Origin of the sequence: Magnetospirillum gryphiswaldense MSR-1 v2 (genome assembly GCF_000513295.1) — a bacterium.
Lineage (GTDB): Bacteria > Pseudomonadota > Alphaproteobacteria > Rhodospirillales > Magnetospirillaceae > Magnetospirillum > Magnetospirillum gryphiswaldense.
The window spans coordinates 3731085-3756467 of sequence record NC_023065.1 but is presented as its reverse complement, the minus strand read 5'-3'; the positions used below and the strand labels follow the sequence as shown (position 1 = coordinate 3756467).

Here is a 25383-nt window from a genome sequence, read left to right as displayed (position 1 = left end):
CTCATTCCCCCAACAGGCGTTTGCCGTCGCTGGCAGCCGGGGCCAGCACGCCGCGATCGCTGGTGGCGACCATGCCCTGGCGGCCACGGCGGTTGCGCGACATGGTTTCCAGACGTTGCGTGCGCGCCTCGTCCTCGGGATCGGTCACCGGCGGCAATGGCGCCGGGGCCGGCACTTCCGGGGCGCCGCCAAAAAATCCACCCATCTCACCCTCCGTACATGTTTTGTTCCATATCGCATGTGCAAAAAATCCGCACCGGGCGCTGCCGGACCTGAGTTTTTACCTATGCGGGAGCTCGTGATTCCGTCTTATCTCAAAACACGAACACAATTCAAGGCATTTTTTCCTGATATTTTAGGAATTTGTACAATTGCCACGGCGTCAACACCCAGGGTGCCGGCAAGCCCAACAATCGCTTGACCGCCTCGACGCAGGTATAGGGACGCCAGGGCGCCGGACGGTGCGGCGGCGGGCGTAACCGGGTGGCGACCACGGTGATGCCGCGACTGACGTAAAACGCCATCAGGTCGGGGCAGGATTCCACCCGCATCAGCGTATGATGCGACATGGGGTCGATCACCACCCAGACCGGACCCTGGCGGATGGCGGCGAAGCAATGGCGAAAGCCGGGACGCAGCAGCCGCAACCACCACAGATCGGTATGACCGACAAAACCAACCAGAACATCAGGCGGCCGCATCATCCGACGATCCCCTTGATCCGTAACGATGTTTCTAGGCGATCCAAGGCCTCGCACCACAATTTGTCCTGGCTGTCCGACCACGTGACGGCGGCATTTTCGCCAGCCAGCCGGGTACCCAGCTCAGCCAGGGTGCGCAGGTGCTCGGCCTGCAAACGGTTCAGGCGGAACAACCGCATGACCTCGCGGTGGATATCGTCGGGGTCGCAGGGGCGGGAAACCTCGCCCATGTCGGGACGGGGCCGGCAACCGGCCAGGCGGGCCAATTGACAATGGGCATACCACAGCCATGCCTCTTCGGCAGTGCTGAACGGCTGGGTGGCGCCACCCTGCAATGGACGCGGCATGAAGCGCGGTCGAGCCATAAAATCCCCCTAAGGCGAGAACATATAATGAACACTGATTCCATGGGTTGCGGAGTCATGTCAAGCATTCTTAGGCTATTATTCCTGATGTCTTCGTTGGGAGATTGGGGGATGATCTTCCCATGTTGACGCATGCCGATATCTGGGCCGCTCTTGATTCCCTTGCCCGCGACAACGGGTTGACGGCGTCGGCGCTTGCCCGGCGGGCCGGGCTGGACCCCACCACCTTCAACAAAAGCAAGCGCATCACCCGCGAGGGTAAATTGCGCTGGCCGTCGACGGAGAGCGTGGCCAAGGTTCTCGACGCCACCGGCTCCAGCCTGGGGCAATTGCTCAACTACATCGATGATTCGTTGCCGGCCCCGGTGGTCAAGGGGGCGACCATTCCGCTGATCGGCTCGGCCCAGGCGGGCGATCGCGGCTATTTCGACGATGCCGGCTATCCGTGCGGCGGCGGCTGGGACGAGATTCCCTTCCCCGAGGTGGGCGACAGCAACGCCTATGCCCTGGAAGTGTCCGGCGACAGCATGGAACCCCTGTACCGTGACGGCGACATCGTCATCGTCTCCCCCGCCGCGTCGGTGCGCCGTGGTGACCGTGTGGTGGTCAAGACCCTTGAGGGCGAGGTGATGGTCAAGCAACTGATCCGCCAGACCGCCAAGCGCATCGAGTTAGCCTCGCTCAACCCGGCCCATCCGGGCCGCTCGCTGGCGGCGGAAGAGGTCTCGTGGTTGGCCCGCATCCTCTGGGCCAGCCAATAGCAGTTTGCAAATTTGTTCTACTTATGTTCTTAGTGGGGCCATGCGCTTCGTCCTGCTCCACCTTGCCGCCCCCGGTCTTGAACGCCGCTATGACGGCCCCATTCCCCGCCATCGTGTCGATGGCTTGGCTGGATCGGGGTTACTTGACCGATTGGCGGCGGAAAGCCGGGCGCAAGCGGCCCGGCGGCGGCGCGACCTGAAGGCGGCACCAGCGATGATCGACGGCACCTTGCACCGCCGCACCCTGGCCCTGGCCGATTACCGCCATCAGGCGGTGACGCTGCTCGCCCCCCGTACCCGCCGAGGCTTATAACGCCACGCCCTCGGGATGCTCGCTGCCGCTGCGATAGCGGAAGCTCCCTTGGCCGCTGGCGATCAGCTTGCCGTGTTCATCCACCACATCGGCCTGACAAAACACGATGCGCGAGCCGCCTCCGGTCTTTTTCGCCACCGCCCGCAAGGTGCCGTGGCGGGCCTGACCGGTAAAGTTCGTGGTGAGCGACAACGTCACCACCCGGCGCACCCGCCCCGGCAGCGGGCAAAAGGTGGCGGCGAAGCCGCAAGCGGTGTCGATCAGCGTCGCCAGCACGCCGCCATGGAGGACGCCGGCGCGGTTGGTGTGCTTGTGGTCCATATCCAGTTCCAGCACCGCCTGACCCTCGGTCCATTCGGTCAGGCGATAGCCCAATAATTGCTGGAACCCCGACGGCCCCTCTTCCTTCACCACCATGACCGTTCCCTTAAAATTGCCGCAGCAGACGCTGCAGATAATCGCGTTCGGCCTGGGGCCGGGTGAACTCGCCGGCACGGCGACGCAATTCGTCGACGATGGCCCGGGCCTTGCGCATTTCCGCCTGATCGGGCACTCGGGTGGCACCATCGTCGCCGTTGCCCGGCCCCTGGCCCATGGGCCGGCCCAAGGGGTCGCGCGGCAGACCGCCGGGCATGGACAGCGCCCCGGCGGCCATGGCGTCAAGGCTTTGCCGCAAACCCTGCGACAGAGTGTCCAAGGCTCGGGCCTGCGTCTCGGCCGCGCCGGCCCAATCATCGTCGCGCAAGGATTGCGCCGCTTGGGCCATGGCCTGACCGGCATCGTCCAATGCCAACGGTTCTTGCCCCAGCCCTTCCCTCAACTGGCGGCGGGCGCCCTCGAGGATTTTGGCCAATTCATCCTGCTGACGGCTGGCGCCGGCCCCCGGCGGCGGCGTTTCCGTCCCCGGCTGGCTATGGCGGTGGCTTTGCTCCAACAGGCGCTGCTGCCGTTGCGCCAGATCGCGCAAGGTGCGCACCGCCTGGGTCGCCGCCGCCGACGGCGCCTGCGGCACGCGCGTTTGCAAACCGTCCAGGATGCCGGCCATGTTGCGCAACATTTGCCGCATGCCGTCACGGGCGCCGATGGCCGCCATGTCGCGCATGGCCTGCACCATACCCTGCAATTCGTCGGCACCGATAGCCGCCCCGGCCCCCGCCTCCAGGTCCGTGGGCAGCGTCCCCAGCCGTTCCGACAAGGCGTTGAGATAGCGGTGCAGCGCCGTCTGGAACTGATCGAGCAGCCCGGCCAACGTCGCTGCGTCGGCATTGTCGTCGAGACCTCGCTCCAGGGCGCGGCGAGCCTCCTCCAGCCTTTGTTCCGCCGCCGCCAAGTCACCGTCCTCGATGCGTAAGGCGGCGTTCCACAGCAAATCCTGAATTTCGGCCAGATCGAAAACCGGAGCGGACAAGGCATGCCGGGCCAACCGCATGGCGAGAAAAGCGGCCATGTCGTTGTTGAAACGCGCCGGCTCGACCGCCAGCCAGTCGATGATGCCCATGGCGCCGGGGGCATTGGCCCGGTTTTCCGTCACCAGCCGGCGTTGGTCGATCAGGGCGCGGGCATGGGGGTTCAAAAAGCTCCGTTCCGGCAGGGTCAGGGCCATGGGTTCGCCGGCGCCGCGTTGGCCCAGGGCGTCCTCGGCCATGGGCTGGGCCAGCACCGGCATACCAGCCCAAGGATGGGCGGTCAGGTCATGCCACGACGACGACGCCACCTGTTTGCTGCGCCCCGCCGACAGCGGCAGATCCACCTGTAGTGGGGTTTCGTCCACCGGGGCACCCAGCCGACGGATTTCCACCCACAGACGGGTCAGGCCGTAATCGTCCTGGGCATTGACCGCCATATGCAAGCGACCGCGTTCCGCCGGTTCCGGCACCCCGGTAAAATCGATGGACGGCGACAGATCGGCGACCACCGCCAGCGGCCAGGCCACCAGCTCGCGGCCCCAATGACGGATCGCCAGACGGGTGCCGGCCTGGATGCGGGTTTCCAGCCTCCGGCTACCGTCCTCCAGCGGCGGAATCGGCACCACCACCCCGTCCACATCCAGGCTGACCTCGCCCCAGCCGCCGCTGGCCACCGCCAATACGGCGCTGCCGGCAGGCACCAAGACCGCCTTGTCGCCCTGATCCGGGCGCAGCAATTGCGGCGGCGCCCCGGTATAGACCGGCGGCGTAACCCACACCTGCACCTCGTCCGGCCCCAGTCCCGGCAAGACCAGGGCCGGGTCCAAGGCCCGCGCCAGCCGGGGAAAGGCATCATGAGTGCCACCGGACAAGGCCACCGCCAGCAGCAAAAGCGCACCGGCCCGCACGCCCCAAGGATCGCGCACCGCCATGTCGGAACGCGGCCAGCCCAGCCGTGCCCGCCGCACCTGATCCAACATCCGTTGCCGATGGCTGTCCCACAAGGCCGCGTCGCCCAAGGCCGGACGGTCGCCCAGGGCCTGGAAGGGGCGATGCCCCAACCCGCTGTCTTGTTCCAGCCGGCGGGCGGCGGCGGCCTGATCGGGCCATTTGCTGCGCAACATGACGCGCAGCAAAAACAACCCGACACCAATGAAGACAGCCAGAATGACAGCGTGCAGCCAGCCCGGCAGCAGGGGCAGCAGATCGAATAAAGCCAGAGCGGCGAACAAGGCGGCCAGGCTGGCCAGCCATACCAGGGACGGCCACAGGACTTCCAGCCCCAGGATAAGGCGGGCCAACCGCAACCGCGTCACCATCCCGCGATCAGGCGGCAGGCTGTCGTTGGGGTTGGGCCCGCTCATCCGTCACAGCCAGTCGGGCACCGAGTCCAGCGCCAACATGTCGTCGAAGCTGGGACGGGCCCGGACCACGGCGAAGCTGTCATCCTTGACCAGCACTTCCGGCACCAGGGGCCGGGTGTTGTAGGTGGACGACATGGCGGCGCCATAGGCACCGGCGGTGCGGAAGACGATCAGATCACCCGCCTTGATCGGCGGCAACGAGCGTTGCTTGGCGAAAGTGTCGCCGGTCTCGCACACCGGGCCGACCACATCGACGGGCAGACGCGGGGCGTCCTTGGCCGGCTCGATCACCGGTTCGATGGTGTGATGGGCTTCGTACAGCGCCGGACGCATCAGATCATTCATGGCGGCGTCGGCGATCAGGAAAGTGCGGGTGGCACCTTCCTTCACATAGACCACCCGACTGACCAGGATGCCGGCATTGCCCACCAGCAGACGGCCCGGCTCCAGCACGATCTTGCACCCCAGATCGCCAAGCGTGTCCTTGATCGCCTTGGCATAGACCGCCGGGTGGGGCGGTTCCTCGCTTTCGTACGGAATGCCCAGACCGCCGCCCAGATCGAGCCGGCGGATGTCGAAGCCGTCGGCGCGCAGCATGGCCACCAGATCGCGCACCCGCAGGAAAGCCTGACGGAACGGCTCGACATCGGTCAATTGCGAGCCGATATGGCAGGCGATGCCGACCACCTCGATACCCGGCAAGGCGCGGGCCTTGTTATAGACCTCGTGCGCGCGGGTCCATTCGATGCCGAACTTGTTTTCCTTCTTGCCGGTGGTGATCTTGGCGTGGGTGCCGGCATCGACATCCGGATTGACGCGCAAGGCGATGGGCATGCGGATGCCGCGGGCGGCGGCGATTTTCGACAGCGCCTCCAGCTCCGGTTCCGATTCCACGTTGATCTGCATGATGCCCTTGGCCACGGCGAAGGTCAGTTCGGCCTCGGTCTTGCCCACACCGGAAAAGACGATGCGGTCCACCGGCACGCCGGCGGCCAGGGCCCGGCGCAGTTCGCCTTCCGACACCACGTCGGCGCCCGCCCCCAATTGGGCGAAGGTGCGGACCACGGCCACATTGGGATTGGCCTTGAGGGCGAAGCACACCTGGGCGTCCAGGCCGGCCTCGGCCAGGGCCTGGGTAAACACGGTGTAGTGACGCACCAAGGTGGCGGTGGAATAGCAATAGAACGGCGTGCCGACCTGGGCGGCGATCTCGGCCACCGGCACCTGCTCGGCCTGCAACTGACCGTTCACGTAATCGAAATGGTTCATGGGTTCTCCGTCTCCGGCTTTTCCTGGCCGTCCCTCTCGTCGCGGGGGAAAGTGATGTCGGGGTATTTGCGCGGATAGGTGGACCCGTCCGGCGGAACGGGCCGGCCCTTGCGACCGCAGGCGGCCAGGGGCGCCGTCAGTACGGCCAACAGCAATATCCTGCGCTTCATTCTCTTTGCTCCCGTCACAGCCATCGGCTTTTGGCCGCAGCCACCTGGGCCCGCACATTGGCCGGCGCGGTGCCGCCGAAGCTGGTGCGGCTGGCCACCGAGGAGTCCACCGCCAGCACGGCGCGGGCCTGTTCGGTGATGCCGGCCTCGATGCCTTGCATTTCGGCCAGGGACAGATCCTGCAAATCGCAGCCCTTGTCCTCGGCCAGCTTGACCAGCGAGCCGGCCACGTGATGGGCGCGGCGGAACGGCATCTTCAGTTCGCGCACGCACCAATCGGCGATGTCGGTGGCGGTGGTGAAGCCAGCCCCGGCGGCGGCGGCCAGCACCTCGGTATTGACAGTCATGTCGGCGATCATGCCGGTCATGGCGGCGATGGCCAGTTCCATGGTGTCGGCCACCTCGAACACCGGTTCCTTGTCGTCCTGCATGTCCTTGGAATAGGCCAAGGGCAGGCCCTTCATCACGATCAGCAGCGCATTCAGGTCACCGATGACCCGACCGGTCTTGGCCCGGATCAGCTCGGCGGCGTCGGGATTGCGCTTTTGCGGCATGATGGACGAGCCGGTGGTGAAGGCATCGGACAACTTGACGAAGCGGAACTGAGCCGAGGTCCAGATCACCAATTCTTCCGCCAGCCGCGACAGGTGTACGGCGCAGATGGCGGCGGCGGCCATGAATTCCAAGGCGAAATCACGATCCGACACGCCGTCGAGCGAATTGTTCATGGGCCGGTCGAAGCCCAATTGCTCCGCCGTGAAATGACGGTCGATGGGGAACGAGGTGCCGGCCAACGCCGCCGAGCCCAACGGACTTTCATTCAAACGGGCGCGGGCATCGGTCAGACGGCCACGGTCGCGCCCGATCATCTCCACATAGGCCATCAGATGGTGACCCATGGTCACCGGCTGCGCCGCCTGCAAATGGGTGAAGCCGGGCATGACGGTGCCGGCATGTTCGCCGGCCCGCGCGATCAGGGCCGCTTGCAGTCCCTGCAACGCCTTTTCCATGCCATCCAGGGCATCGCGCACCCACAGGCGGAAATCGGTGGCCACCTGATCGTTGCGCGAACGCGCGGTGTGCAGCCGCCCCGCCGCCTCGCCGATCAACTCGGCCAGACGCGATTCCACATTCATGTGGATGTCTTCCAGGGCCATGCTGAAGGGGAACGAGCCCGCCTCGATCTCGGCCAGGACGGTGTCGAGACCGGCCAGGATGGCATCGCCATCGGCCTGGGTCAGGATGCCTTGCTTGACCAGCATGCGGCAATGGGCCTTGCTGCCCCGGATGTCTTGGGCGTAAAGACGCTTATCGAAATCGATGGATGCGTTGATCCGCTGCATGATGGCGGCGGGGCCGCCGGCGAAACGCCCGCCCCACATGGACGAGGCGGCGGCGGAAGACGCGGATTTGGAAGTATCGGTCATGGACATCCCGGAACGGCAAGAATGAAACAAGCACACCGTACCCGCCGCATCATCCTGGTGGCCGCCCTTTTGGTCCTTGCGGCCGTCGCCGGGGTGGTCACCGCCATGCTGGGGTCCGGTGGGCGCCTAAGCTACACCGAACCGGCGCCCAACCCAAGCGTCTCGGGCCGCACCATGGTCGCCCTTGCCACCGGTCAGCGCCAAGCTGCCAAGGACTTCCGTTTCGTCCGCGCCGATGGACAGGCCATGACTCTGGCCGATGTCAAAGGCCGGGTGGTGCTGGTCAATCTGTGGGCGACGTGGTGCCCGCCCTGTGTCGCCGAGATGCCCGATCTCGACCGTTTACAAGCAATGCTGGGGGGCAATGATTTTCAGGTGGTGGCGGTGTCGCTGGATCGCGGCGGCAAGGCCATGGTCGAACGCTGGAATGCCCAGGCCGGCATCAAGCACCTGACCATCCACAACGCCAACCCCGCCGACTTCCCCGGCGCCCTGCTGCCCACCTCGATCCTGTTGGACAAACAAGGCCGCGTCGCCTGGACCGGCACCGGCATCTATGCCTGGACCGAGGAGGAGGCGATCAGCGTCATCAAGGCGGTGATGGCGGAGTGAGAAAGGAAAAGGGCGCCTGAAGAAGGCGCCCCGTCCTGTTCGTTCGGAAGAAGAGTAAATCTCAACCGTCAACCCTGACTATAACCTCGACCCGGGTGATGTGGAAGCCCTCGGGTGCGTCAGGAACGCGGGTCAGCCCTACCATTTCCGCAGGGATGTCGCACAGCTTGCCCGACTTCTCGTAAAAGAAATGGTGGTGGTCCGAGGTGTTGGTGTCGAAATACGAGCGCCCGGCATCAACCACGATCTCGCGCAGCAGGCCCACATCGGTGAACTGGTGCAGCGTGTTGTAGACGGTGGCCAGAGACACCCGGATGTTGCTGCCCAGGGCCTCGGAATGCAGTTGCTCGGCCGAGATATGGCGGTCGCCGCCGTCGAACAACAGCCGGGCCAGGGCCAGACGTTGACGGGTGGGACGCAGGCCGGCGGCGCGCAACCGGTCAAGGGCTTGGCTGTAAGGGCGTACGGTTACCATGCTCATGTCGCGCGCGTCCCATGTTGGGGCTTGGACCACTCGTCCACATTGGAAGAGTTCTCTGTCGAAGCTATCACAGAGACGATTGAAAAATAAAGGGGATGCCCGGCATCCCCTTTGATCGCGGTCAAGTGGGCGGCGTTTTATGCCGCCCACCCGACATCTTTATTCGCCGGTGGCCATGCGGTCGACCAATTGGCGCACGGTGGGGATGAAGCCGCCGGCATAGAACGGGTCATTGGCGAAGCGATAGGCGTTGTGGCCGGCGAACATCAGTTCGTTTTCCACATCGCCGCCGTGGCCGATGTTCTGCAAGGTCTTCTGGATGCAGAAGCTGCGCGGATCGGCCTTCTTGCCGGTGGTGCCGGCATCGTTCTGCGCCCAGTTGGAGAAGGCGCATTGCGACAGGCACCCCATGCAATCGACCTGATCCTTGCGGATTTCCTCGGCCTTCACCGCATCGACGAACACCAGGGTGTTGTCGGGGGTGCGCAGGGCCTCGGTGAAACCGGCGGCCATCCAGGCCAGGGCCTGTTCCTTGTCGTGGGGAGTGACCCAGACGATGCGCTTACGCGCCCCGATGGGCAGTTCGGCCACGTGGTCGCCCATGGCTTCCGACGAGAACGCGATCTGACGGTGCGAGCGGTCGACCAGATCGGTGATGAAATCGTTCTTTACCGCCGACGAATAGAAACCGGTGGGGCTGAAACGGTGCAGCAGGACGTCGCCCGGCTTCAGGGTCAGCAGGCGGTGCTTCCAGGCGTCGGAAATCGGACTTTCCTGGGTCAGCAGCGGACGGGTGCCGAACTGGAAGGCGATGGCCCCCAGCTCCGGGTTGCCGATCCAGTCGGACCATTCCTTCAAGGCCCAGACGCCGCCGGCCATGAACACCGGTACCGCATCGGACACGCCGCATTCGCGCATGGTGGCGCGCAGATCGCGCACGCGGGCATAGGGGGGCTCGGGCTTTTCCGGGTTTTCCGAATTGGACAGGCCGTTATGACCGCCAGCCAGCCAGGGGTCTTCGTAGACGACGCCGCCCAGCAACTGGCCGTATTTGTGATAAGCGCGCTTCCACAGGGCGCGGAAGGCGCGGGCCGAGGAAACGATGGGATAGTAATAGACGCCATACTTGGCGGCGATCTCGGCGACGCGGTACGGCATGCCGGCGCCGCAGGTGACACCATGGATCAGACCCTTGGCCCCTTCCAGCGCGCCTTCCAGGATTTCCTCGGCGCCGCCCATTTCCCACAGCACGTTCATGTGCAGACGGCCATTGCCGCCGGAAATGTCGTGGGCGATGCGCGCCTGGGCGATGGCGCCCTTGATACCGAAAGCGATCAACTCACCGTGACGCTCGCTGCGGGTCTTGGTGTGATAGACCATGGGGATGAGATTGCCGTTCTCATCGTAATTGTCGGCATTGACGCCGGAAAAGGTGGCCACGCCGCCGGCTGCCGCCCACGCGCCCGAGCTTTCGCCGTTGGAAACATTGATCCCCTTGCCGCCTTCGACCAGCGGCAGGACTTCACGACCGGAAATGACGATGGGGTCTAGCTTGAACAAGGTGACGAAAACTCCCTGGCGAATGACGATCCCGGTTGAGCGGGTTCGCGGCGGCCCCTATTTCTAGCCAGCCTTTTCACGCTTTTCTACCTTAGACGTGAAAAATTCATGACAATCGAATGTTACCCCCGGACCAACAGATCGGGGCGGTCGGAAAATACCGCTAAAACCCCGCGAGACCAAAGCATTTCCGCCCGCGACCGGCGATTGACCGTATAGGCCAGCACAGCCAGTCCGGCAGCCTTGATTTCCGTCACCCGCTTTGGCGTCAACCTTGAATGGTCCAGGTTGAGCGTATTGCATCCATAAATATCGATAAGCCGCCGCCAATCCTTGGGCAGTCGCTCGGCCAGCAGCCCGCGCGGCCAATGGGGCGCCACCTGTCGCGCCATGGCCAAGGCCTGATGGGAAAAGCTGGAAACCAGGGGCAGCGGACGATCCGTCGGCCACGATGCCCCGGCGATCTCCAGGGCGAGGCGGGCGGTTTCCGCCTCGGCTCCGACATCGGGCTTGATCTCGATGTTGACGGCGAGGTGACGATCCCGACACAGCGCCAGCACCTCGGCCAGACTGGGGATTTGCTGGCCGTCGCCGGCATCCAGCCGCTTCAACTGTGCCAAAGTCAGCGCCGCCACCGGACCGCTGCCATCGGTGCAGCGGTCGAGAATGTCGTCATGAAACACCACCGGCACCCGGTCGGCGGACAGGCGGACGTCGAATTCCACCATGGTACAACCCAGATCGGCGGCCAGGGCGAAGGATTCCAAGGTGTTTTCCGGCGCCAGACCGGCGGCGCCGCGATGGCCGATGACGGGGGGAAGGGAAAGCATGGGCCGAGAATAACAAAAACGCGGGCCGCTTGCGCGACCCGCGTTTCGTCACATCGATCCGATTAAGGCCTGAGCCTTATTCGTCGTGCTTCTTGCGGTCCTTGGAGCGCTCGGCCCGTTCGGCCTCGACCTGGGCGGTGATGTCCTCACCGGTTTCCTGATCGACGCACTTCATGGACAGCTTGACCTTGCCGCGATCGTCGAAGCCCAAGACCTTGACCTTGACCGAATCGCCCTGCTTCAGCACGTCGGCGGTCTTGGCGACGCGGTCGCGGCTGATTTCCGAGATGTGGACCAGACCGTCGCGCGAGCCCAGGAAGTTCACGAAGGCGCCGAAATCGACGACCTTGACCACCTTGCCGGTATAGACCACGCCCAGTTCCGGCTCGGCGACGATGCCGCGGATCCAGTCGATGGCGCGCTGGCCGGCATCGGCGTCAACCGAAGCCACCTTGATGGTGCCGTCGTCGTCGATGTCGATCTTGGCGCCGGTGTTTTCGCAAATCTCGCGAATGACCTTGCCGCCGGTGCCGATGACTTCGCGGATCTTTTCCTTCGGGATGTTGAAGGTGATGATCCGGGGCGCATTGCCCGAGACTTCGGTACGGGCGCTGTCCAGACCCTTGGACATCTCGCCCAGGATGTGCAGACGGCCATCCTTGGCCTGACCCAGGGCGATCTTCATGATCTCCTCGGTGATCGAGGTGATCTTGATGTCCATCTGCAAGGCGGTGACGCCTTCGGCGGTGCCGGCCACCTTGAAGTCCATGTCACCCAGGTGATCTTCGTCACCCAGGATGTCGGACAACACGGCGAAGCCGCTGTCTTCCTTGATCAGGCCCATGGCAATACCGGCGACCGGGCGCGGCATCGGCACGCCGGCATCCATCATGGCCAAGCTGGAACCGCAGACGGTGGCCATGGAGGACGAGCCGTTGGACTCGGTGATTTCCGACACCACGCGGATGGTGTAGGGGAAGGATTCCTTGGTCGGCAGGCACGGGCGCACGGCGCGCCAGGCCAGCTTGCCATGGCCGATTTCACGACGGCCCGGGCTGCCCATGCGACCGGCTTCACCCACCGAATAGGGGGGGAAGTTGTAGTGCAGCATGAAGTTTTCGCGGTATTCGCCGTCGAGCGCGTCGATGATCTGCTCGTCCTGGCCGGTGCCCAAGGTGGCGACCACCAGGGCCTGGGTTTCGCCACGGGTGAACAGGGCGGAACCATGGGCGCGCGGCAGCACGCCGACCTGGCTTTCGATGGCGCGCACGGTCTTGGTATCGCGACCGTCGATGCGGATGCCGGTCTTCAGGATGTTGCCACGGACGACGTCGGCTTCCATGTGCTTGAAGATCGGGCCGGCGACGGCCAGTTCAGCCGCCTCGGTCAGCAAAGCCAGGGCCTTGACCTTGACGGCGCCGACGGCGGCGTAGCGGTCCTGCTTCTTGACGATCTTGTAGGCTTCGGCCAGTTCGGCGGGGATGCCGGCGGCAGCGAACTTGCCTTCGACCACGGCGACTTCAGCCGGCGGGGCCGGCACGTCCCAGGGCTCCTTGGCGCAGCTTTCGGCCATGTCGATGATCGCCTGGATCACCGCCTGGAATTCGCGGTGGCCGTGCATGACGGCGCCCAGCATGATGTCTTCCGACAATTCCTTGGCTTCCGATTCGACCATCAGCACGCCTTCGACGGTGCCGGCGACGACCAGATCAAGCGCCGATTCCTTCACCTGAGCGGTGGTCGGGTTCAGCACGTATTCGCCGTTGATGTAACCGACGCGGGCGGCGGCGATGGGGCCCATGAAGGGCAGGCCGGAAATGGTGAGCGCGGCGGAGGCGCCGACCATGGCGACGATATCGGGATCGTTCTCCAGGTCGTGCGACAGCACGGTGCAGACCACCTGGGTCTCGTTGCGATAGCCGTCAACGAAGAGCGGGCGGATGGGACGGTCGATCAGACGGGAAACCAGGGTTTCCTTTTCCGACGGGCGGCCTTCGCGCTTGAAGAAGCCACCGGGAATCTTGCCGGCGGCGAACGCCTTTTCCTGGTAGTTGACGGTCAGCGGGAAGAAATCGATACCCGGCTTGGGCGCCTTGGCGCCGACCACGGTGCACAGCACGGTGGTGTCGCCATAGGTGGCCAAAACGGCGCCGTCGGCCTGACGGGCGATCTTGCCGGCTTCCAGAACCAGCTTGCGTCCACCCCAGGTGATTTCCTTGCGGGTGACATTGAACATGCTCATACGGTCATTCCTTATTCCATGCGCACCGGGCCGGATTGCCCAGCGCGGCGTCCGTATCGCCCCCATTGGCCGACGTGACGCCCTCGCGTGGTGAGACCGAAGGGCGCTTGCCCTTCAAACGCCCTTCGGCATCACCACGCAAAATATAATCCCAACGGTCAGGGGTGACCGTTGTAAGTCCCTCGCCGGGCGCCCGCATCCGCGGGCTTGGCCGCCGCCGCCATGGCGGCTGGGATAAATACAAAAAAATCGACGGGAGCCCCAGCCGCTCTTGACGACTGACCGGGGCTCCGGCGCCGATCTTAACCGACCAGAATTACTTGCGCAGGCCCAGACGGGCGATCAGCTGCTCGTAACGGCCAACATTCACGCTCTTGACGTAGTCGAGCATGCGGCGGCGCTGGCCGACCATGATCAACAGACCGCGGCGCGAATGGAAGTCCTTCTTGTGGGACTTCATGTGCTCGGTCAGATTGCGAATGCGTTCGGACAAAATGGCGACCTGGACTTCCGGCGAACCGGTATCGCCCGGCTTGGTGCCGTATTCCGTGATCAGTTCCTGGGTACGCTCAGGCGTAATCGACATCGTCTTCTCCTGCATGAGATGGTTGGAGATTGATAACGCGCAGCGATCGGACTTCAGTGCCGTCGCAGCACGCCAGCGCCACCAGCCTGTTTCCGTCCATGGCCCGAACCGTGAGGTTCTGCGGCCTGGCGGGCAGTGCGTCGCGGTCAGCCAATTGGCCGATGGCCAGAACCTGACCGCTGTGGAGACGCCGGGCCTCCGCCGCCGTCAGGGCCAGCGCCGGGATGTCGTCCAGCGCGGTCTCGATCGGAAGCAGATATGCCCGAAGGGCGGGAAGTTGCCCCACAGTGGTGAATTTGTCCAGGGAAATCGCGTTTTGTTCGGTGAACGGACCACAGGCCAGCCGCCGCAGCCGGGTGATATGGCCGACCGACCCCAAGGCGACGGCCAGATCGCGGGCGAGTGAACGGATATAGGTGCCCTTGCCGCAGCGGACTTCCAGTTCAACATGGTCGGCATCGGCCATGCCCAGCACGGTCAGGCCATGGATGCTGACCACCCGCGCCTTCAAGTCCACCTGTTCACCGGCGCGGGCCAGATCATAGGCACGTTCGCCCGCCACCTTGATGGCGGAAAAGATGGGCGGCACCTGGGAAATATCGCCAGTGAAGCGCGGCAGCATGTCATGGATGGCCTGGGCCGAGGGCCGCACGTCGGAGGTGGCGATGACCTCGCCCTCCAGATCGTCGGTGGAACGGGCCTGACCGAAGCGAATGGTGCAGCGATAGGTCTTGGCCCCGTCCATCACCCATTGCACCGTCTTGGTCGCCTCGCCCAGGGCGATGGGCAGGATGCCGTCGGCCAACGGATCAAGGGTGCCACCATGACCGACCTTGGCCGCGTTCAGGGTGCGCCGGACGATGGACACCACCTGGGTCGAACCGATGCCCACCGGCTTGTCGATGGCCAGCCAGCCATCGATGGCAATGCCTTTGCGCTTACGGGCCATGAAATGAAGCCGTCATTGCCGCCAAAGAGCGTGTGAATTTATTGAGGACTTCACCTTTCACCCCGTCATACCCGCGAAGGCGGGTATCCAGGAGTCGCGGAAAGGATGGAAGCGCACCCTCTGGACTCCCGCCTTCGCGGGAGTGACGGTAAAAGGGAGCGGATAAATTCACAGGCGTCTGCGCGGGCATGACGGCGAAAATCATATCACTCGCCGTCGTCTTCGCCATCGACGACTTCAGCTCCACGCATATCATCGTTGGCGCCCAGGTCGCGCCGGACCTGGGGACTGCGCAGCAGAGCGTCGATGTGGCTGGCCTCGTCGAAGCTGGTGTCGGCTTGGAAGAACAGATCGGGGGCGATGCGCAGATCGACCTGACGGGCGACTTCGTGACGGATAAAGGATCGCGCCCGCTTCAGCCCCTTGACCACTTTCTCCACCTCGCCGCCGCCCAAGGGGACGACGAAGACGGTGGCGTTCTTCAGGTCGGGACTGATGCGCACCTCGGTCACGGTGATGGCGCGACCGGCCAGATCGGGATCGCGGATTTCTCCGCGCTCGATGATGTTGGCGATGATGTGACGCAGCTCCTCGCCCACGCGCAACTGGCGCTGGGTCGGTGGCTTTTGGCCTCTGGGCATTGCCTGGTCCTCCGCAGGATGGGACGGTGTCCTTTACAGGACGCCGGCCACCTCCTCGATCTCGAAGCATTCGATGACGTCACCGACCCGAATGTCTTCGTAATTGGTGAACGACATGCCGCATTCATAACCTTCGCGGACTTCCTTGACGTCGTCCTTGAAGCGCTTCAACTGCGCCAGATGACCCTGATGGATGACCACGTTTTCGCGCAGCAGGCGAACGCCGGCGCCGCGCTTGACGGTGCCTTCGGTGATCATGCAGCCCGCGACCTTGCCGGTCTTGGTGATGTTGAACACTTCGCGGATCGAGGCGTAGCCCAGGAAGTTTTCCTTGAGCGTGGGGGCCAGCATGCCCGACAGCATGGTCTTCATGTCGTCGGTGACGTCGTAGATGATGCTGTAATAGCGGATATCGACGCCGTCGCGCCGGGCCATGTCGCGGGCCTGCGGGTTGGCGCGGACGTTGAAGCCGATGATGATGCCACCGGTGGCCTTGGCCAGGGTGATATCGGATTCGCTGACCGGGCCGACGGCGGAATGCAGCACCCGCATCTTGACCAGATCGTTGCCGATCTTGGCCAAAGCGCCGTTGATGGCTTCCACCGAACCCTGCACGTCGCCCTTGACCACCACCGGCAGTTCCTTGGCTTCGCCGGCCTTGATGGCCGAGAACATTTGTTCCAGGGTGCCGCGGGCGGCCAACTTAGAGCGGGCTTCACGTTCGACGCGCTGACGGTAGCCGGCGATTTCACGGGCGCGGGCTTCGTCTTCCACCGCGACGAAATCGTCGCCGGCGGCGGGGGCGCCGTCCAGACCCAGCACCTCGACCGGGGTCGACGGGCCGGCTTCCTCGACGCGGTTGCCCTTGTCGTCGATCAGCGCACGGACCTTGCCCCATTCGGAGCCGGCGACGAACACGTCGCCCACCTTCAAGCTACCCTTCTGCACCAGCACGGTCGCCACCGGACCGCGGCCCTTTTCCATTTTGGCCTCGACCACGGTGCCTTGGGCGGTGCGGTCGGGATTGGCCTTGAGGTCGAGGACTTCGGCCTGCAGCAGGATGGCTTCTTCCAGCTTTTCCAGGTTCATGCGCTTCTTCGCCGACACTTCCACCGCCAGGACGTCGCCGCCCAGTTCTTCGGTGACCAGATCGTGTTGCAGCAATTCCTGGCGGACACGCTCCGGCGTGGCGCCGGGCTTGTCGATCTTGTTGATGGCGACGATGATCGGCACACCGGCGGCCTTGGCGTGGCGGATGGCTTCCACCGTCTGCGGCATGATGCCGTCATCGGCGGCGACCACCAGCACGACGATATCCGTCACCTTGGCGCCGCGGGCGCGCATGGCGGTGAAGGCTTCGTGGCCGGGGGTGTCGATGAAGGTGATCTTGTCGCCCGAGCGCATGGTCACCTGATAGGCGCCGATATGCTGGGTGATGCCGCCGGCTTCGCCGGACACCACGTCGGTTTCGCGCAGCGCGTCCAACAGCGAGGTCTTGCCGTGATCGACGTGACCCATGATGGTCACCACCGGCGGGCGGCTGATCAGCACGTCGTCCTGATCGACGTCGCCTTCCAGACCGACCAGCACGTCGGCTTCCGACACGCGCTTGACGTTGTGACCGAACTCGGCGACCACCAATTCGGCGGTGTCGGGATCGATGGATTGGTTGATGGTGGCCATCACACCCATGCGCATCAGGCACTTGATGACGTCGCCGCCACGGGCGGCCATACGGTTGGCCAGTTCCTGCACGGTGATGGATTCGGGGATGATGACGTCGCGGACCACCTTCTCGGCGCCCTTTTGCATCATCTTCTGCCGTTCGCGTTCGCGGGCACGCTTGACAGCGGCCAGCGAACGACCGCGTTCGCCGCGATCATCGTCGGTGAGCGCGTCGGTGATGGTCAGCTTGCCGGTGCGGCGGCGCTGATCGACGCGCTTGACCGGCGGGGTCTTGTGCAGGGCGGCCTTCTTCTTCGCCCGTTCTTCCTCGTCCTCGGTCTCACCGGCGGGACGCACGGCACCGGGAACAACCGCCGGCTTGGGCGGCGGCGGCGCGGTCATGCGCGGACCTTGGCGCGCTTCCGCCGGAGCAGCCGGAGCGGCGGCGGGAGTGGCCGCGGCCGTGGCCGTGGCAACGGTGGGGGGGGTGGCGACAGCGGCCTCGACAGCCACGGCGGCGACGGGCGCCGCAACCGGCGCGGCCTCCACTTCGCTGGCCGGCGCGACCTCGACTTCCGGCGCCTGGGCGGCGGCCTGGGCGGCGGCCATTTCGGCTTCGGCGCGGGCGACGGCCTCTTCCTCGGCGCGGATGACGGCTTCTTCCTCGGCGCGGGCACGGGCCTCGGCCTCGACCTTCAGCGCCGTCTCCAGCGCCTTGGCCCGGGCCACCTTTTCATTGCTGGTCAGGTCGTGGGCGTTGGCGGCCTGCTGGGCGGCCTCGACGACGGCCACCGCCTTGGCCAGCTCGGCCTCGGCCACGCCGTGGGCTTCGTCGCGCACTTCGTGCATGGCGCCACCGGCACCGGGGGCGAAGGTGCGCTTCTTCCGCACTTCCACGGTCACCACTTTCGAGCGTCCATGCGAGAAGCTTTGCCGGACCTGGCCGGTCTCGACGGTCTTCTTCAGCTCAAGCTTGCCCGGGGAGGACAGCTTCAGCGGGGCTTTGCGCTCTTGATCCTTGGAATCGCTCATGTAGTAGACTTCATCTCTTTCGCGGAACGGACGGACCGGCGGCCCGCCCTGGGAACATGCTTATCTCATGGCGTTCTGTCCTGCCGGAAGCCGGCCAAAAAGACCGCCTCCGACGCCAGCCGGCGGGCTAACCCGCCCGGCGCGACACAGACATGGACCGCGTGGTCGCGGCCGAACACCGCCCCCAATTCTGCCGCGTCGAACAAATCGACCACGACGACGCCGGGGGCCAGCGCCTTCAACTTGTCCCGCCCGTCCTGGGCAGCGTCGCCGGCTTGCACCAGCACGCCAACCTTGCCGGACTTCAACTCGGCCTTGACCTTCTCGAAGCCGCACACCGCCTGCGCCGCGCGCCGGGCCAAAGCCAGAGCGTCCAGACAGCGGCGGGTCAGCAGCCTTTCGATCCGATCCGCCAAATCCTCGGGCACGGAAACCGCGCGCCGGGCAGCCTTGGCGAAAAGACGCTTGGATAACGCAGTATTTACCACATCCCGGCGAGGGCTCAACCATATTCCCCGTCCGGGCAGGCGGCCTTCCACATCGGGAACCACTTCATTATCAGGCCCGACGACGAACCGGAGCAAGCTCTCTTTCGGCATGACCGTCCCGGTGGCGATGCACCGCCGGTTGGGCCCCTTGCGCAATTCGTCGTCTTCGTCCGTTTCCGGCAGAGCCTTATTCTCCATCGAACCAATGGGCGCGCGCGGCCATGATCACCGCGTTGGCCTGGTCCTCGTTCATTTCGTCCTTGCCGACGATGTCGATCAACTCGTCCGAAGCCAGATCGCCCAGATCGTCCAAAGTCTTGATCTCGCGGTGCCCCAGCTTGACCAGCATAGCCGGGCTCAGGCCTTCCAGCGCAGCCATTTCGTCGCTGACGCCCAGATCTTTGCGCATGGCGTCGTAGCGTTCGTCCTGTTCGGCCAGGAAGGTCCGCGCCCGCTGCTGCAACTCGGCGGCGACGTCTTCGTCGAAACCTTCGATGCCGCTCAGATCCTCGAGCGGCACATAGGCCACTTCCTCGACGGTGGTGAAGCCTTCGGTCACCAGCAAATGGGCGATGACGTCGTCCACATCGAGGGCATCGATGAACAGCTTGGAGCGCGAGCGGAACTCTTCGTTGCGGCGCTCCGATTCCTCGGCTTCGGTCATGATGTCGATGGACCAGCCGGTCAGTTGCGACGCCAGACGCACGTTCTGGCCGCGACGACCGATGGCCAGGCTCAACTGGTCGTCGGGGACCACCACTTCCATGGTGTGGGTTTCATCGTCCAGCACCACCTTGGACACTTCCGCCGGGGCCAGGGCGTTGACGACGAAAGTGGCGTATTCGCCCGACCACGGAATGATGTCGATCTTCTCGCCCTGCAACTCGGCCACCACCGCCTGCACGCGGGAACCGCGCATGCCGACGCAGGCGCCGACCGGATCGATGGACGAATCGTGGCTGATCACGGCGATCTTGGCGCGCGAACCGGGATCGCGGGCCACCGCCTTGATCTCGATGATGCCGTCATAGATTTCCGGCACTTCCTGAGCGAACAGCTTGGACATGAAGATGGGGCTGGTGCGCGACAGGAAAATCTGCGGGCCGCGCGGCTCTTGCCGGACGTCGGCGATGTAGGCGCGGACGCGGTCACCGGTGCGGAAGGTCTCGCGCGGGATCAGTTCGTCGCGGCGCAACAGCGCCTCGGCCCGACCCAGATCGACGATGACGTTGCCGAACTCGACGCGCTTGACCAGACCATTGCTGATCTCGCCGACGCGGTCCTTGTATTCGTTGAACTGGCGCTGACGCTCGGCATCGCGCACCTTCTGGACGATGACCTGCTTGGCGGTCTGGGCGGCGATGCGACCGAAATCGATGGGCGGCAGCGGGTCGACCAGGAAGTCACCGGCCTTGGCGCCGGGATTCTTCTTGAGCGCACGGGCCAGCGGCACTTGGGTGGCCTCGTTCTCGACCTCTTCTTCCACCACTTCGATGTAGCGGGCCAGCTGAATTTCGCCGGTCTTGCGGTCGATATGAGCACGGATGTCATGCTCGTGACCGTATTTGGAGCGGCCAGCCTTCTGGATCGCCTGTTCCATGGCTTCCAGAACCTCGTCGCGGTCGATACCCTTGTCGCGGGCGACGGCGTCGGCGACTTGCAGGAGTTCCGGGCGGGGCAGAGCTGCGATACGTTCCATCTATTCGTTTCCCTGTTGGTCCGCCTGCGGGTCTTCATCCCGGGTTACGGCGGCGATCAATTCATCGGTCAGAACCAGCTTGGCGCTTTTCAGGTCGGTCAAAGGCACTAAAACCTCGGCCCCATCGGCGAACAGGCGCACGGCCTCGCCCTCAAGCCCCAACAGCTTGCCGCGAAACCGCTTGCGTCCATCGACGCCGACCAAAGCTTCAAGCTTTACCTCGAAACCGGCCCAGGTGACGAAATCCTTGGCCCGGGTCAGCGGCCGGTCGATACCGGGCGAGCTGACTTCCAGCGCATAAGCGCTTTGGATGGGGTCTTCCACATCCAAAAGCGCCGACAGCGACCGGCTGATATCGGCGCAATCGTCCACGGTCATGTTGCGACCGTCCTTGCGCTCGGCCATCACCTGAAGCGTCGGATGACTGCGACCTTGGAACATCACCCGCACCATTTCGTAGCCCATGGCTTCCAAAGTGGGGGCGAACAATGCTTCCAAACGCTGTTGAAGATCCATTCCCAAACTACCCTGGGCCTGAAGCGGCCCTTAGAAAATAAGCAAAAGCCGCAAGCGGCCCCCAGAAAAAACAAAAAGTGGGCCAATGGCCCACCCTGCAATCCCGTCCTCCAGCAGCGCTTCTTGGACAGGCACGCAAGAATGTGTCTAAGCGCGGACTATAGACGAATCCACCTCAAAGGCAAGACCCGTCTGCCCCTGCGCCGCCAAGACGGCATCGCAGATGGTGGCGAATTCGGGCCACAGAGCCTTGATGTCGGCCTGGCCCGCATGCTGGAAATGGGCGCAGATCAGCCCCAAACGCTGGCGCCCGAGATTGAGCGCCGCTCCCTTCAGACTATGGGCGGCACGGTGTGCCAGCTCGGCGTCCCCGGCAGCCAGGGCGGCGGCCAATTGGTCCGCGCGGCTGTGGATATCGGCGGCGAAAGCGGCCAGGATTTCCGCCAACTCGTCCGCCTCGAGATCGGCCTGCAATTGCGCGATCACCCCAGCATCCAGCAGCGGCGCATCCCGCCATGCGGTCACGCGACGGCCACCCCAAGCACCTTGGCCAGCGCCGCCAACAGGCTGTCGCGGGTGAACGGCTTGGCCACATAACCATCGACGCCGTGCTGGCGCGCTTGGATCACCGCCTCGGCTTCGGTCTTCACCGTCATCATGATGAACTTGACCCCCGGATGATCGGCTTTCAGCCGGGTCAGCAATTCCAGCCCGTCCATCTTCGGCATCACCCAGTCGCACAGCACCACGTCGGGCACCGGGTTCAGCTTGGTCAAGGCGTCCTGACCATCGATGGCGGCGACCACCTTGGCCGCGCCCAGGCCGCGCAGCAGACCGGCGACCAGCAGCCGCGACGACGAGGTGTCTTCCACCACCAGCAATGTCTTGTCGGCCAGGGCGGCACCGACACGCTGTTCCAGTTGCTCGGTCATGCTTTTCCCCTATGGACGATAAAGCCCGACATAGGCGATCAGATCCTTGCCGGGAACGCGTTTGACGAAGGTCAGCTTGGGCTCGATGCGGTTACTGGCGGGATTGAGCCAACGATACTCCACCCAACCCTCGCCCTGGTCCTCGGCCACCTTGATGATTTCCTTGACCAGCAATTTGCCATCGCTGTCGGTGACGTTCAGCACCGACTTGCCCTCGTTCTTTGGTGCCGGCGGATAGATCACCCAGGCGCCGTTCAGATCGATGACGTTGACATAAATTTCGCCGAAGCGGAATTCACCTTGGGCATGAAAGCGCGGGCGCGCCGCCTCGGCCCCTTCGTCGGCCAGTAAAGTGGCGGCTTTCAGAGTCAGCGCCCGCACCATCAGCGGATCGATCTTGTCCTGCGCCTGCGCCGCCAAGGGCAGCGTCAACACGAACAAAAGTGCCAGCAGCCGGGCGATCATGAGCCCAGCCCCAACGTATTGAGGAGATCCAGCATGCCGGCCTTGCTGATGGGCTTGGTCAGGATGGCATCGAAACCACAGGCCAGGAATTGTTCGCGCTCCTCCGGCATGGCATGGGCGGTATAGGCAACCACCTTGGCCCCTTGACACAATTGACGGGCGCGGACGGTGCGACAGACATCCTCACCACTCAAGCCCGGCATGGAAATATCCAACAGCACCAGATCGACCCGATTGCCCTCCAGCCAGTCCAACGCCTGGGCGCCATCCTCAGCCATGTCGACGACCCAACCGGCCTTGTTCAACAGACGTCCGGCCAGCATGCGATTGACATCGTTGTCATCCACCACCAGGGCGCGCTTTTCCCCGTTCATGAATGCCCCGCCGGCAGGGTAAAGACGAAGGTGCTGCCCTGTCCGACCTGTGACTCCAAGCTCATTTCGCCCCCCATCAATTCCACCAGATGACGCGCCAGGGTCAACCCCAGCCCGGTGCCGCCATGGGACCGGGTCAGAAAAGCGTCGCCTTGATGGAACTTTTCAAAAATCTTGTCTTGCAGATCAAGGGCGATGCCTGGGCCACTGTCGATGACGCGGATGACGACGGAATCCTTGTCTGCCGCCACCACCGTATGGACCCGGCCCGCCTGGGTGAACTTGACCGCGTTGGATAACAGATTGTGCAGCACCTGGCGTACCCGCACCGGATCGGTAACCAACGCGGGCGGCAAATCGTCGGCCAGCTGCACCTGGAAATCCAGCCCCTTGGCATCGGCACCCGACTGGTGGATGGCGGCCACGTCGGTCACCAGGGTGCGAATATCCACCGTCTCACGCGCCAGGGTCATGGCCCCGGCCTCGATCTTGGCGACATCAAGGATGGTGTTGACCAGATTGAGCAGATGGCTGCCGCTTTTCTCGATGATCTCGGCGTTCTCGCGCACCTCCTCGTCGGCGGCATCATCCTTGATCAACTCGGCGAAGCCGATGATGCCGTTCAAGGGCGTGCGCAGTTCATGGCTCATGGAGGCCAGGAACTCGCTTTTCATGCGGCTGGCCTCTTCGGCCCGTAACCGCGCTTCTTCCGCCCGCTGGAAGGATTCACCCACCCGGTCGGCCATGTCGTTGAAGGACGACGCCAAAACGCCCATCTCATCGTTGCTCTGCACCGGCAGGCGATGGGCCATGTCGCCATCCTCGAACCGGCGGATGCCCTGGACCACGGCGGTGATGCGCCGGGTCAGGAACGACGCCATCCAGATGGCGATGACGATGACCACCGCGCTCATCATCACCGTCGATGCGGCCAATTGCTGGGCCATGGTGGTGACCTGGGTGTGGACCAGGGACAGCACCGCGTCAAGCCGGCTTTGCAAGTCGGCATCGTGCTCGGCGACGATACGGTCGGCCACTTGCCGCGATTCGGTGGCGGCACGGTGGAAATCATCCACATTGGCGCCGATGGTGACGAAGCCGAAGCCGCGCGGGCTTTGCCCGTATTGGCCGGTGCGATAGGGAATGGCGGCGGCGGTGGTCAGCTTCCACAGCCCGCTCCAGAAAATGTCGAACGAGCCCGAACCGCCGTTCTGGGTCAGATCCATCCAGCCGGTGCATTGCGGCGCATGGTTGAGGTAACGGCAATCCAGGCCCAAGGTACCGGCCTTGATCTGCTGCACCGCTCCCTTCTTGTCCCACGACTGACCGTCGAAGGTCTTCACGCTGGCCAGATAATCGGACACGCTTTGGCCGCTGGCCTTCCAGCCGTCATACAGCCCCTGGTCCATCCATGGCGGCGCCGGCTCGCCGGTTTCGGCGTCGTAGCCGGTGATGAAATAATGGCGTGGATGGACGATGGAGCGGCCCTTGTAATCCCAGATGAAGGCGTAATTGCCGCTGGTGGCGTCGGGAATGGGCGAATAACGGTCGCCGGTGGGCAGGATGTGGTCGGTGAATTCCATCACATGGGTGTGGTCCAGCGCCAAGGTCACCCAGCCGGTCACCTTGCCGTCCCGGACCACCGGGGTGGCCCAGCGGATGATACCCTGGAAACGCTTGCCTACCGGATTTTCGACCCCGGCGTAACCGGCCTGTTCGGGGACGAAGGACAGCCCGCGCTTTTGCGCCGCCGCCGGCGTATAGGGGCCGATGACCGGCGAGCCCACATAGGCGCCGATGACGTCGGACACATAGATTTCACCGGGCTTCAAGGCCTGGAGTGCCGGAAAATAGGTTTCCGCCTTCAGATAGGTGTTCTCGCGCCGCGACACGTCGCGCAACGCCGCGTTCATGTGGTCGCTGCTGGTGACCTTGACCCGTTCGATCCCATCCAGGCCGACAAAGGTCATTTCCAGGAACAGGGGGCGGGCCTCGATGCGGCCAACGGCGTCGGGATGGCGATAATTGAAGTTGCGCGCCTGATCGGGCAGGCTGGGCTGCGCCGGCGGCTGGTCATAGCGCGGCGTCGCCTCGGGACCGGGCACCCATTTGGTGCCGTCGGGTGCCAGCACCCAAGCGTGATGACGCTCCACCCCACGGGTACGGGCGGCAAGAAAACGGCGATAATCGCCCGCATCGGGTGGCAGCAATGCCGCCGAGGCGATGTCGGCATCACGATCATACAGAAATGCCGCCACCGCTCGGGCCACGTCGGTGGTCATGCGTTCCATGGATTCGCGGGCGGCGTCGTCCAGGGCCTTGATGGCGCTGTCGGTGGTGGTTTTGGCCACGATCTCGGCGGTTTCGCGCATCTGCTGCACCATGCCGACGACGCTGCCCGACACCCGGTCGGCCAGCCAGACCTGCCCCTGCCAGGCGAACCACGCCAGCAGCACCAAGGGGATGACCTTGATCAGGACGAAGATGCCGATCAACTTGGTGCGGATACCAAGTCCAGAACGGGAAAGCATGGCT

At 64.4% G+C, this 25383-nt stretch carries 27 protein-coding genes; 3 read left to right on the top strand and 24 right to left on the bottom strand.

The window, feature by feature from the left end:
• Position 1: 1 nt before the first annotated feature.
• The 3 genes from MGMSRV2_RS18015 to MGMSRV2_RS18005 all read right to left on the bottom strand — a co-directional run bounded on the left by MGMSRV2_RS18015 (position 2) and on the right by MGMSRV2_RS18005 (position 1066).
• Positions 2–205, bottom strand: a complete 204-nt coding sequence (locus MGMSRV2_RS18015) for a hypothetical protein (RefSeq protein WP_024081813.1) — start codon at positions 203–205, stop codon at positions 2–4.
• Between the two features lie 127 nt (positions 206–332).
• Entirely contained in the window at positions 333–704 is a 372-nt protein-coding gene (locus tag MGMSRV2_RS18010) for a hypothetical protein (RefSeq protein WP_024081812.1), read from the bottom strand.
• Positions 701–1066 carry a hypothetical protein gene (locus MGMSRV2_RS18005; protein WP_024081811.1) on the bottom strand — a complete coding sequence of 122 codons (366 nt, stop codon included), beginning with the start codon at positions 1064–1066 and terminating at the stop codon, positions 701–703. Before MGMSRV2_RS18005 ends, MGMSRV2_RS18010 begins: the two co-directional genes overlap by 4 nt.
• A 122-nt stretch (positions 1067–1188) precedes the next feature.
• Between MGMSRV2_RS18005 and MGMSRV2_RS18000 the strand changes: the two genes are divergently transcribed.
• Together MGMSRV2_RS18000 and MGMSRV2_RS17995 are read left to right on the top strand one after the other, a co-directional pair.
• Positions 1189–1827 carry a S24 family peptidase gene (locus tag MGMSRV2_RS18000; protein WP_024081810.1) on the top strand — a complete coding sequence of 213 codons (639 nt, stop codon included), beginning with the start codon at positions 1189–1191 and terminating at the stop codon, positions 1825–1827.
• A 40-nt stretch (positions 1828–1867) separates the two neighbouring features.
• A complete protein-coding gene (locus tag MGMSRV2_RS17995) occupies positions 1868–2140 on the top strand; it encodes a hypothetical protein (RefSeq protein WP_024081809.1) in 273 nt (90 codons plus the stop codon).
• Here MGMSRV2_RS17995 and MGMSRV2_RS17990 read toward each other — a convergent pair.
• The 5 genes from MGMSRV2_RS17990 to argH are packed head-to-tail and all read right to left on the bottom strand — an operon-like array spanning position 2135 to position 7776.
• Complete coding sequence (locus tag MGMSRV2_RS17990; RefSeq protein ID WP_024081808.1) at positions 2135–2557, bottom strand: PaaI family thioesterase; 423 nt, start codon at positions 2555–2557, stop codon at positions 2135–2137. The genes MGMSRV2_RS17995 and MGMSRV2_RS17990 overlap by 6 nt on opposite strands.
• A gap of 10 nt (positions 2558–2567) precedes the next feature.
• Complete coding sequence (locus MGMSRV2_RS17985; RefSeq protein WP_024081807.1) at positions 2568–4910, bottom strand: DUF4175 domain-containing protein; 2343 nt, start codon at positions 4908–4910, stop codon at positions 2568–2570.
• 3 nt (positions 4911–4913) lie between these two features.
• Positions 4914–6179 (bottom strand): diaminopimelate decarboxylase, encoded by a 1266-nt coding sequence (gene lysA / locus MGMSRV2_RS17980; RefSeq protein ID WP_024081806.1) that lies wholly within the window; start codon positions 6177–6179, stop codon positions 4914–4916.
• Positions 6176–6349, bottom strand: a complete 174-nt coding sequence (gene lptM, locus MGMSRV2_RS21225) for an LPS translocon maturation chaperone LptM (RefSeq protein WP_144084340.1) — start codon at positions 6347–6349, stop codon at positions 6176–6178. Before lptM ends, lysA begins: the two co-directional genes overlap by 4 nt.
• Before the next feature lie 14 nt (positions 6350–6363).
• On the bottom strand, positions 6364–7776 hold the full coding sequence (argH, locus tag MGMSRV2_RS17975; RefSeq protein WP_024081805.1) for an argininosuccinate lyase: 1413 nt from the start codon (positions 7774–7776) through the stop codon (positions 6364–6366).
• A gap of 21 nt (positions 7777–7797) precedes the next feature.
• On the opposite strand from argH, the gene MGMSRV2_RS17970 reads away from it, so the two are divergent.
• On the top strand, positions 7798–8388 hold the full coding sequence (locus MGMSRV2_RS17970; protein WP_024081803.1) for a TlpA disulfide reductase family protein: 591 nt from the start codon (positions 7798–7800) through the stop codon (positions 8386–8388).
• A gap of 61 nt (positions 8389–8449) precedes the next feature.
• On the opposite strand, the gene irrA is transcribed toward MGMSRV2_RS17970, so the two are convergent.
• The 16 genes from irrA to MGMSRV2_RS17890 form a co-directional block, all read right to left on the bottom strand.
• On the bottom strand, positions 8450–8869 hold the full coding sequence (gene irrA, locus MGMSRV2_RS17965; RefSeq protein WP_024081802.1) for an iron response transcriptional regulator IrrA: 420 nt from the start codon (positions 8867–8869) through the stop codon (positions 8450–8452).
• A gap of 159 nt (positions 8870–9028) precedes the next feature.
• Complete coding sequence (locus MGMSRV2_RS17960) at positions 9029–10429, bottom strand: NAD(P)H-dependent flavin oxidoreductase (RefSeq protein ID WP_024081801.1); 1401 nt, start codon at positions 10427–10429, stop codon at positions 9029–9031.
• Between the two features lie 122 nt (positions 10430–10551).
• Positions 10552–11259 (bottom strand): glycerophosphoryl diester phosphodiesterase, encoded by a 708-nt coding sequence (locus MGMSRV2_RS17955; RefSeq protein ID WP_024081800.1) that lies wholly within the window; start codon positions 11257–11259, stop codon positions 10552–10554.
• A gap of 76 nt (positions 11260–11335) precedes the next feature.
• Complete coding sequence (pnp, locus tag MGMSRV2_RS17950) at positions 11336–13501, bottom strand: polyribonucleotide nucleotidyltransferase (protein ID WP_024081799.1); 2166 nt, start codon at positions 13499–13501, stop codon at positions 11336–11338.
• 316 nt (positions 13502–13817) lie between these two features.
• Complete coding sequence (gene rpsO, locus MGMSRV2_RS17945; protein WP_041633760.1) at positions 13818–14087, bottom strand: 30S ribosomal protein S15; 270 nt, start codon at positions 14085–14087, stop codon at positions 13818–13820.
• Positions 14071–15036 (bottom strand): tRNA pseudouridine(55) synthase TruB, encoded by a 966-nt coding sequence (gene truB, locus MGMSRV2_RS17940; protein ID WP_024081796.1) that lies wholly within the window; start codon positions 15034–15036, stop codon positions 14071–14073. The genes rpsO and truB overlap by 17 nt, the downstream gene beginning before the upstream one ends.
• Positions 15037–15242: 206 nt before the next feature.
• Complete coding sequence (gene rbfA / locus MGMSRV2_RS17935) at positions 15243–15677, bottom strand: 30S ribosome-binding factor RbfA (protein WP_024081795.1); 435 nt, start codon at positions 15675–15677, stop codon at positions 15243–15245.
• Positions 15678–15710: 33 nt separating this feature from the next.
• The gene (gene infB, locus MGMSRV2_RS17930) at positions 15711–18374 is read right to left on the bottom strand and encodes a translation initiation factor IF-2 (protein ID WP_024081794.1); all 2664 of its coding nucleotides are present in this window, start codon (positions 18372–18374) and stop codon (positions 15711–15713) included.
• 65 nt (positions 18375–18439) lie between these two features.
• The gene (locus MGMSRV2_RS17925; RefSeq protein WP_024081793.1) at positions 18440–19060 is read right to left on the bottom strand and encodes an RNA-binding protein; all 621 of its coding nucleotides are present in this window, start codon (positions 19058–19060) and stop codon (positions 18440–18442) included.
• Positions 19050–20561 (bottom strand): transcription termination factor NusA, encoded by a 1512-nt coding sequence (gene nusA / locus MGMSRV2_RS17920; protein WP_024081792.1) that lies wholly within the window; start codon positions 20559–20561, stop codon positions 19050–19052. The genes MGMSRV2_RS17925 and nusA overlap by 11 nt, the downstream gene beginning before the upstream one ends.
• Entirely contained in the window at positions 20562–21077 is a 516-nt protein-coding gene (gene rimP, locus MGMSRV2_RS17915) for a ribosome maturation factor RimP (protein ID WP_024081791.1), read from the bottom strand.
• 147 nt (positions 21078–21224) lie between these two features.
• Positions 21225–21602 (bottom strand): Hpt domain-containing protein, encoded by a 378-nt coding sequence (locus MGMSRV2_RS17910; protein WP_024081790.1) that lies wholly within the window; start codon positions 21600–21602, stop codon positions 21225–21227.
• Positions 21599–22009, bottom strand: a complete 411-nt coding sequence (locus tag MGMSRV2_RS17905; protein WP_024081789.1) for a response regulator — start codon at positions 22007–22009, stop codon at positions 21599–21601. Before MGMSRV2_RS17905 ends, MGMSRV2_RS17910 begins: the two co-directional genes overlap by 4 nt.
• Before the next feature lie 9 nt (positions 22010–22018).
• Positions 22019–22474 (bottom strand): cache domain-containing protein, encoded by a 456-nt coding sequence (locus MGMSRV2_RS17900; RefSeq protein WP_024081788.1) that lies wholly within the window; start codon positions 22472–22474, stop codon positions 22019–22021.
• A complete protein-coding gene (locus tag MGMSRV2_RS17895; protein ID WP_024081787.1) occupies positions 22471–22848 on the bottom strand; it encodes a response regulator in 378 nt (125 codons plus the stop codon). The genes MGMSRV2_RS17900 and MGMSRV2_RS17895 overlap by 4 nt, the downstream gene beginning before the upstream one ends.
• Complete coding sequence (locus tag MGMSRV2_RS17890) at positions 22845–25379, bottom strand: sensor histidine kinase (RefSeq protein ID WP_024081786.1); 2535 nt, start codon at positions 25377–25379, stop codon at positions 22845–22847. The genes MGMSRV2_RS17895 and MGMSRV2_RS17890 overlap by 4 nt, the downstream gene beginning before the upstream one ends.
• Between the last annotated feature and the right edge of the window lie 4 nt (positions 25380–25383).

Bases quoted from the DNA above. Each gene is read 5' to 3' on its own strand.
- MGMSRV2_RS18015 (WP_024081813.1), bottom strand. From the start codon at position 205: ATGGGTGGATTTTTTGGCGGCGCCCCGGAAGTGCCGGCCCCGGCGCCA.
- MGMSRV2_RS18010 (WP_024081812.1), bottom strand. From the start codon at position 704: ATGATGCGGCCGCCTGATGTTCTGGTTGGTTTTGTCGGTCATACCGAT.
- MGMSRV2_RS18005 (WP_024081811.1), bottom strand. From the start codon at position 1,066: ATGGCTCGACCGCGCTTCATGCCGCGTCCATTGCAGGGTGGCGCCACC.
- MGMSRV2_RS18000 (WP_024081810.1), top strand. From the start codon at position 1,189: ATGTTGACGCATGCCGATATCTGGGCCGCTCTTGATTCCCTTGCCCGC.
- MGMSRV2_RS17995 (WP_024081809.1), top strand. From the start codon at position 1,868: ATGCGCTTCGTCCTGCTCCACCTTGCCGCCCCCGGTCTTGAACGCCGC.
- MGMSRV2_RS17990 (WP_024081808.1), bottom strand. From the start codon at position 2,557: ATGGTGGTGAAGGAAGAGGGGCCGTCGGGGTTCCAGCAATTATTGGGC.
- MGMSRV2_RS17985 (WP_024081807.1), bottom strand. From the start codon at position 4,910: ATGAGCGGGCCCAACCCCAACGACAGCCTGCCGCCTGATCGCGGGATG.
- lysA (WP_024081806.1), bottom strand. From the start codon at position 6,179: ATGAACCATTTCGATTACGTGAACGGTCAGTTGCAGGCCGAGCAGGTG.
- lptM (WP_144084340.1), bottom strand. From the start codon at position 6,349: ATGAAGCGCAGGATATTGCTGTTGGCCGTACTGACGGCGCCCCTGGCC.
- argH (WP_024081805.1), bottom strand. From the start codon at position 7,776: ATGACCGATACTTCCAAATCCGCGTCTTCCGCCGCCGCCTCGTCCATG.
- MGMSRV2_RS17970 (WP_024081803.1), top strand. From the start codon at position 7,798: ATGAAACAAGCACACCGTACCCGCCGCATCATCCTGGTGGCCGCCCTT.
- irrA (WP_024081802.1), bottom strand. From the start codon at position 8,869: ATGAGCATGGTAACCGTACGCCCTTACAGCCAAGCCCTTGACCGGTTG.
- MGMSRV2_RS17955 (WP_024081800.1), bottom strand. From the start codon at position 11,259: ATGCTTTCCCTTCCCCCCGTCATCGGCCATCGCGGCGCCGCCGGTCTG.
- pnp (WP_024081799.1), bottom strand. From the start codon at position 13,501: ATGAGCATGTTCAATGTCACCCGCAAGGAAATCACCTGGGGTGGACGC.
- rpsO (WP_041633760.1), bottom strand. From the start codon at position 14,087: ATGTCGATTACGCCTGAGCGTACCCAGGAACTGATCACGGAATACGGC.
- truB (WP_024081796.1), bottom strand. From the start codon at position 15,036: ATGGCCCGTAAGCGCAAAGGCATTGCCATCGATGGCTGGCTGGCCATC.
- rbfA (WP_024081795.1), bottom strand. From the start codon at position 15,677: ATGCCCAGAGGCCAAAAGCCACCGACCCAGCGCCAGTTGCGCGTGGGC.
- infB (WP_024081794.1), bottom strand. From the start codon at position 18,374: ATGAGCGATTCCAAGGATCAAGAGCGCAAAGCCCCGCTGAAGCTGTCC.
- MGMSRV2_RS17925 (WP_024081793.1), bottom strand. From the start codon at position 19,060: ATGGAGAATAAGGCTCTGCCGGAAACGGACGAAGACGACGAATTGCGC.
- nusA (WP_024081792.1), bottom strand. From the start codon at position 20,561: ATGGAACGTATCGCAGCTCTGCCCCGCCCGGAACTCCTGCAAGTCGCC.
- rimP (WP_024081791.1), bottom strand. From the start codon at position 21,077: ATGGATCTTCAACAGCGTTTGGAAGCATTGTTCGCCCCCACTTTGGAA.
- MGMSRV2_RS17905 (WP_024081789.1), bottom strand. From the start codon at position 22,009: ATGACCGAGCAACTGGAACAGCGTGTCGGTGCCGCCCTGGCCGACAAG.
- MGMSRV2_RS17900 (WP_024081788.1), bottom strand. From the start codon at position 22,474: ATGATCGCCCGGCTGCTGGCACTTTTGTTCGTGTTGACGCTGCCCTTG.
- MGMSRV2_RS17895 (WP_024081787.1), bottom strand. From the start codon at position 22,848: ATGAACGGGGAAAAGCGCGCCCTGGTGGTGGATGACAACGATGTCAAT.
- MGMSRV2_RS17890 (WP_024081786.1), bottom strand. From the start codon at position 25,379: ATGCTTTCCCGTTCTGGACTTGGTATCCGCACCAAGTTGATCGGCATC.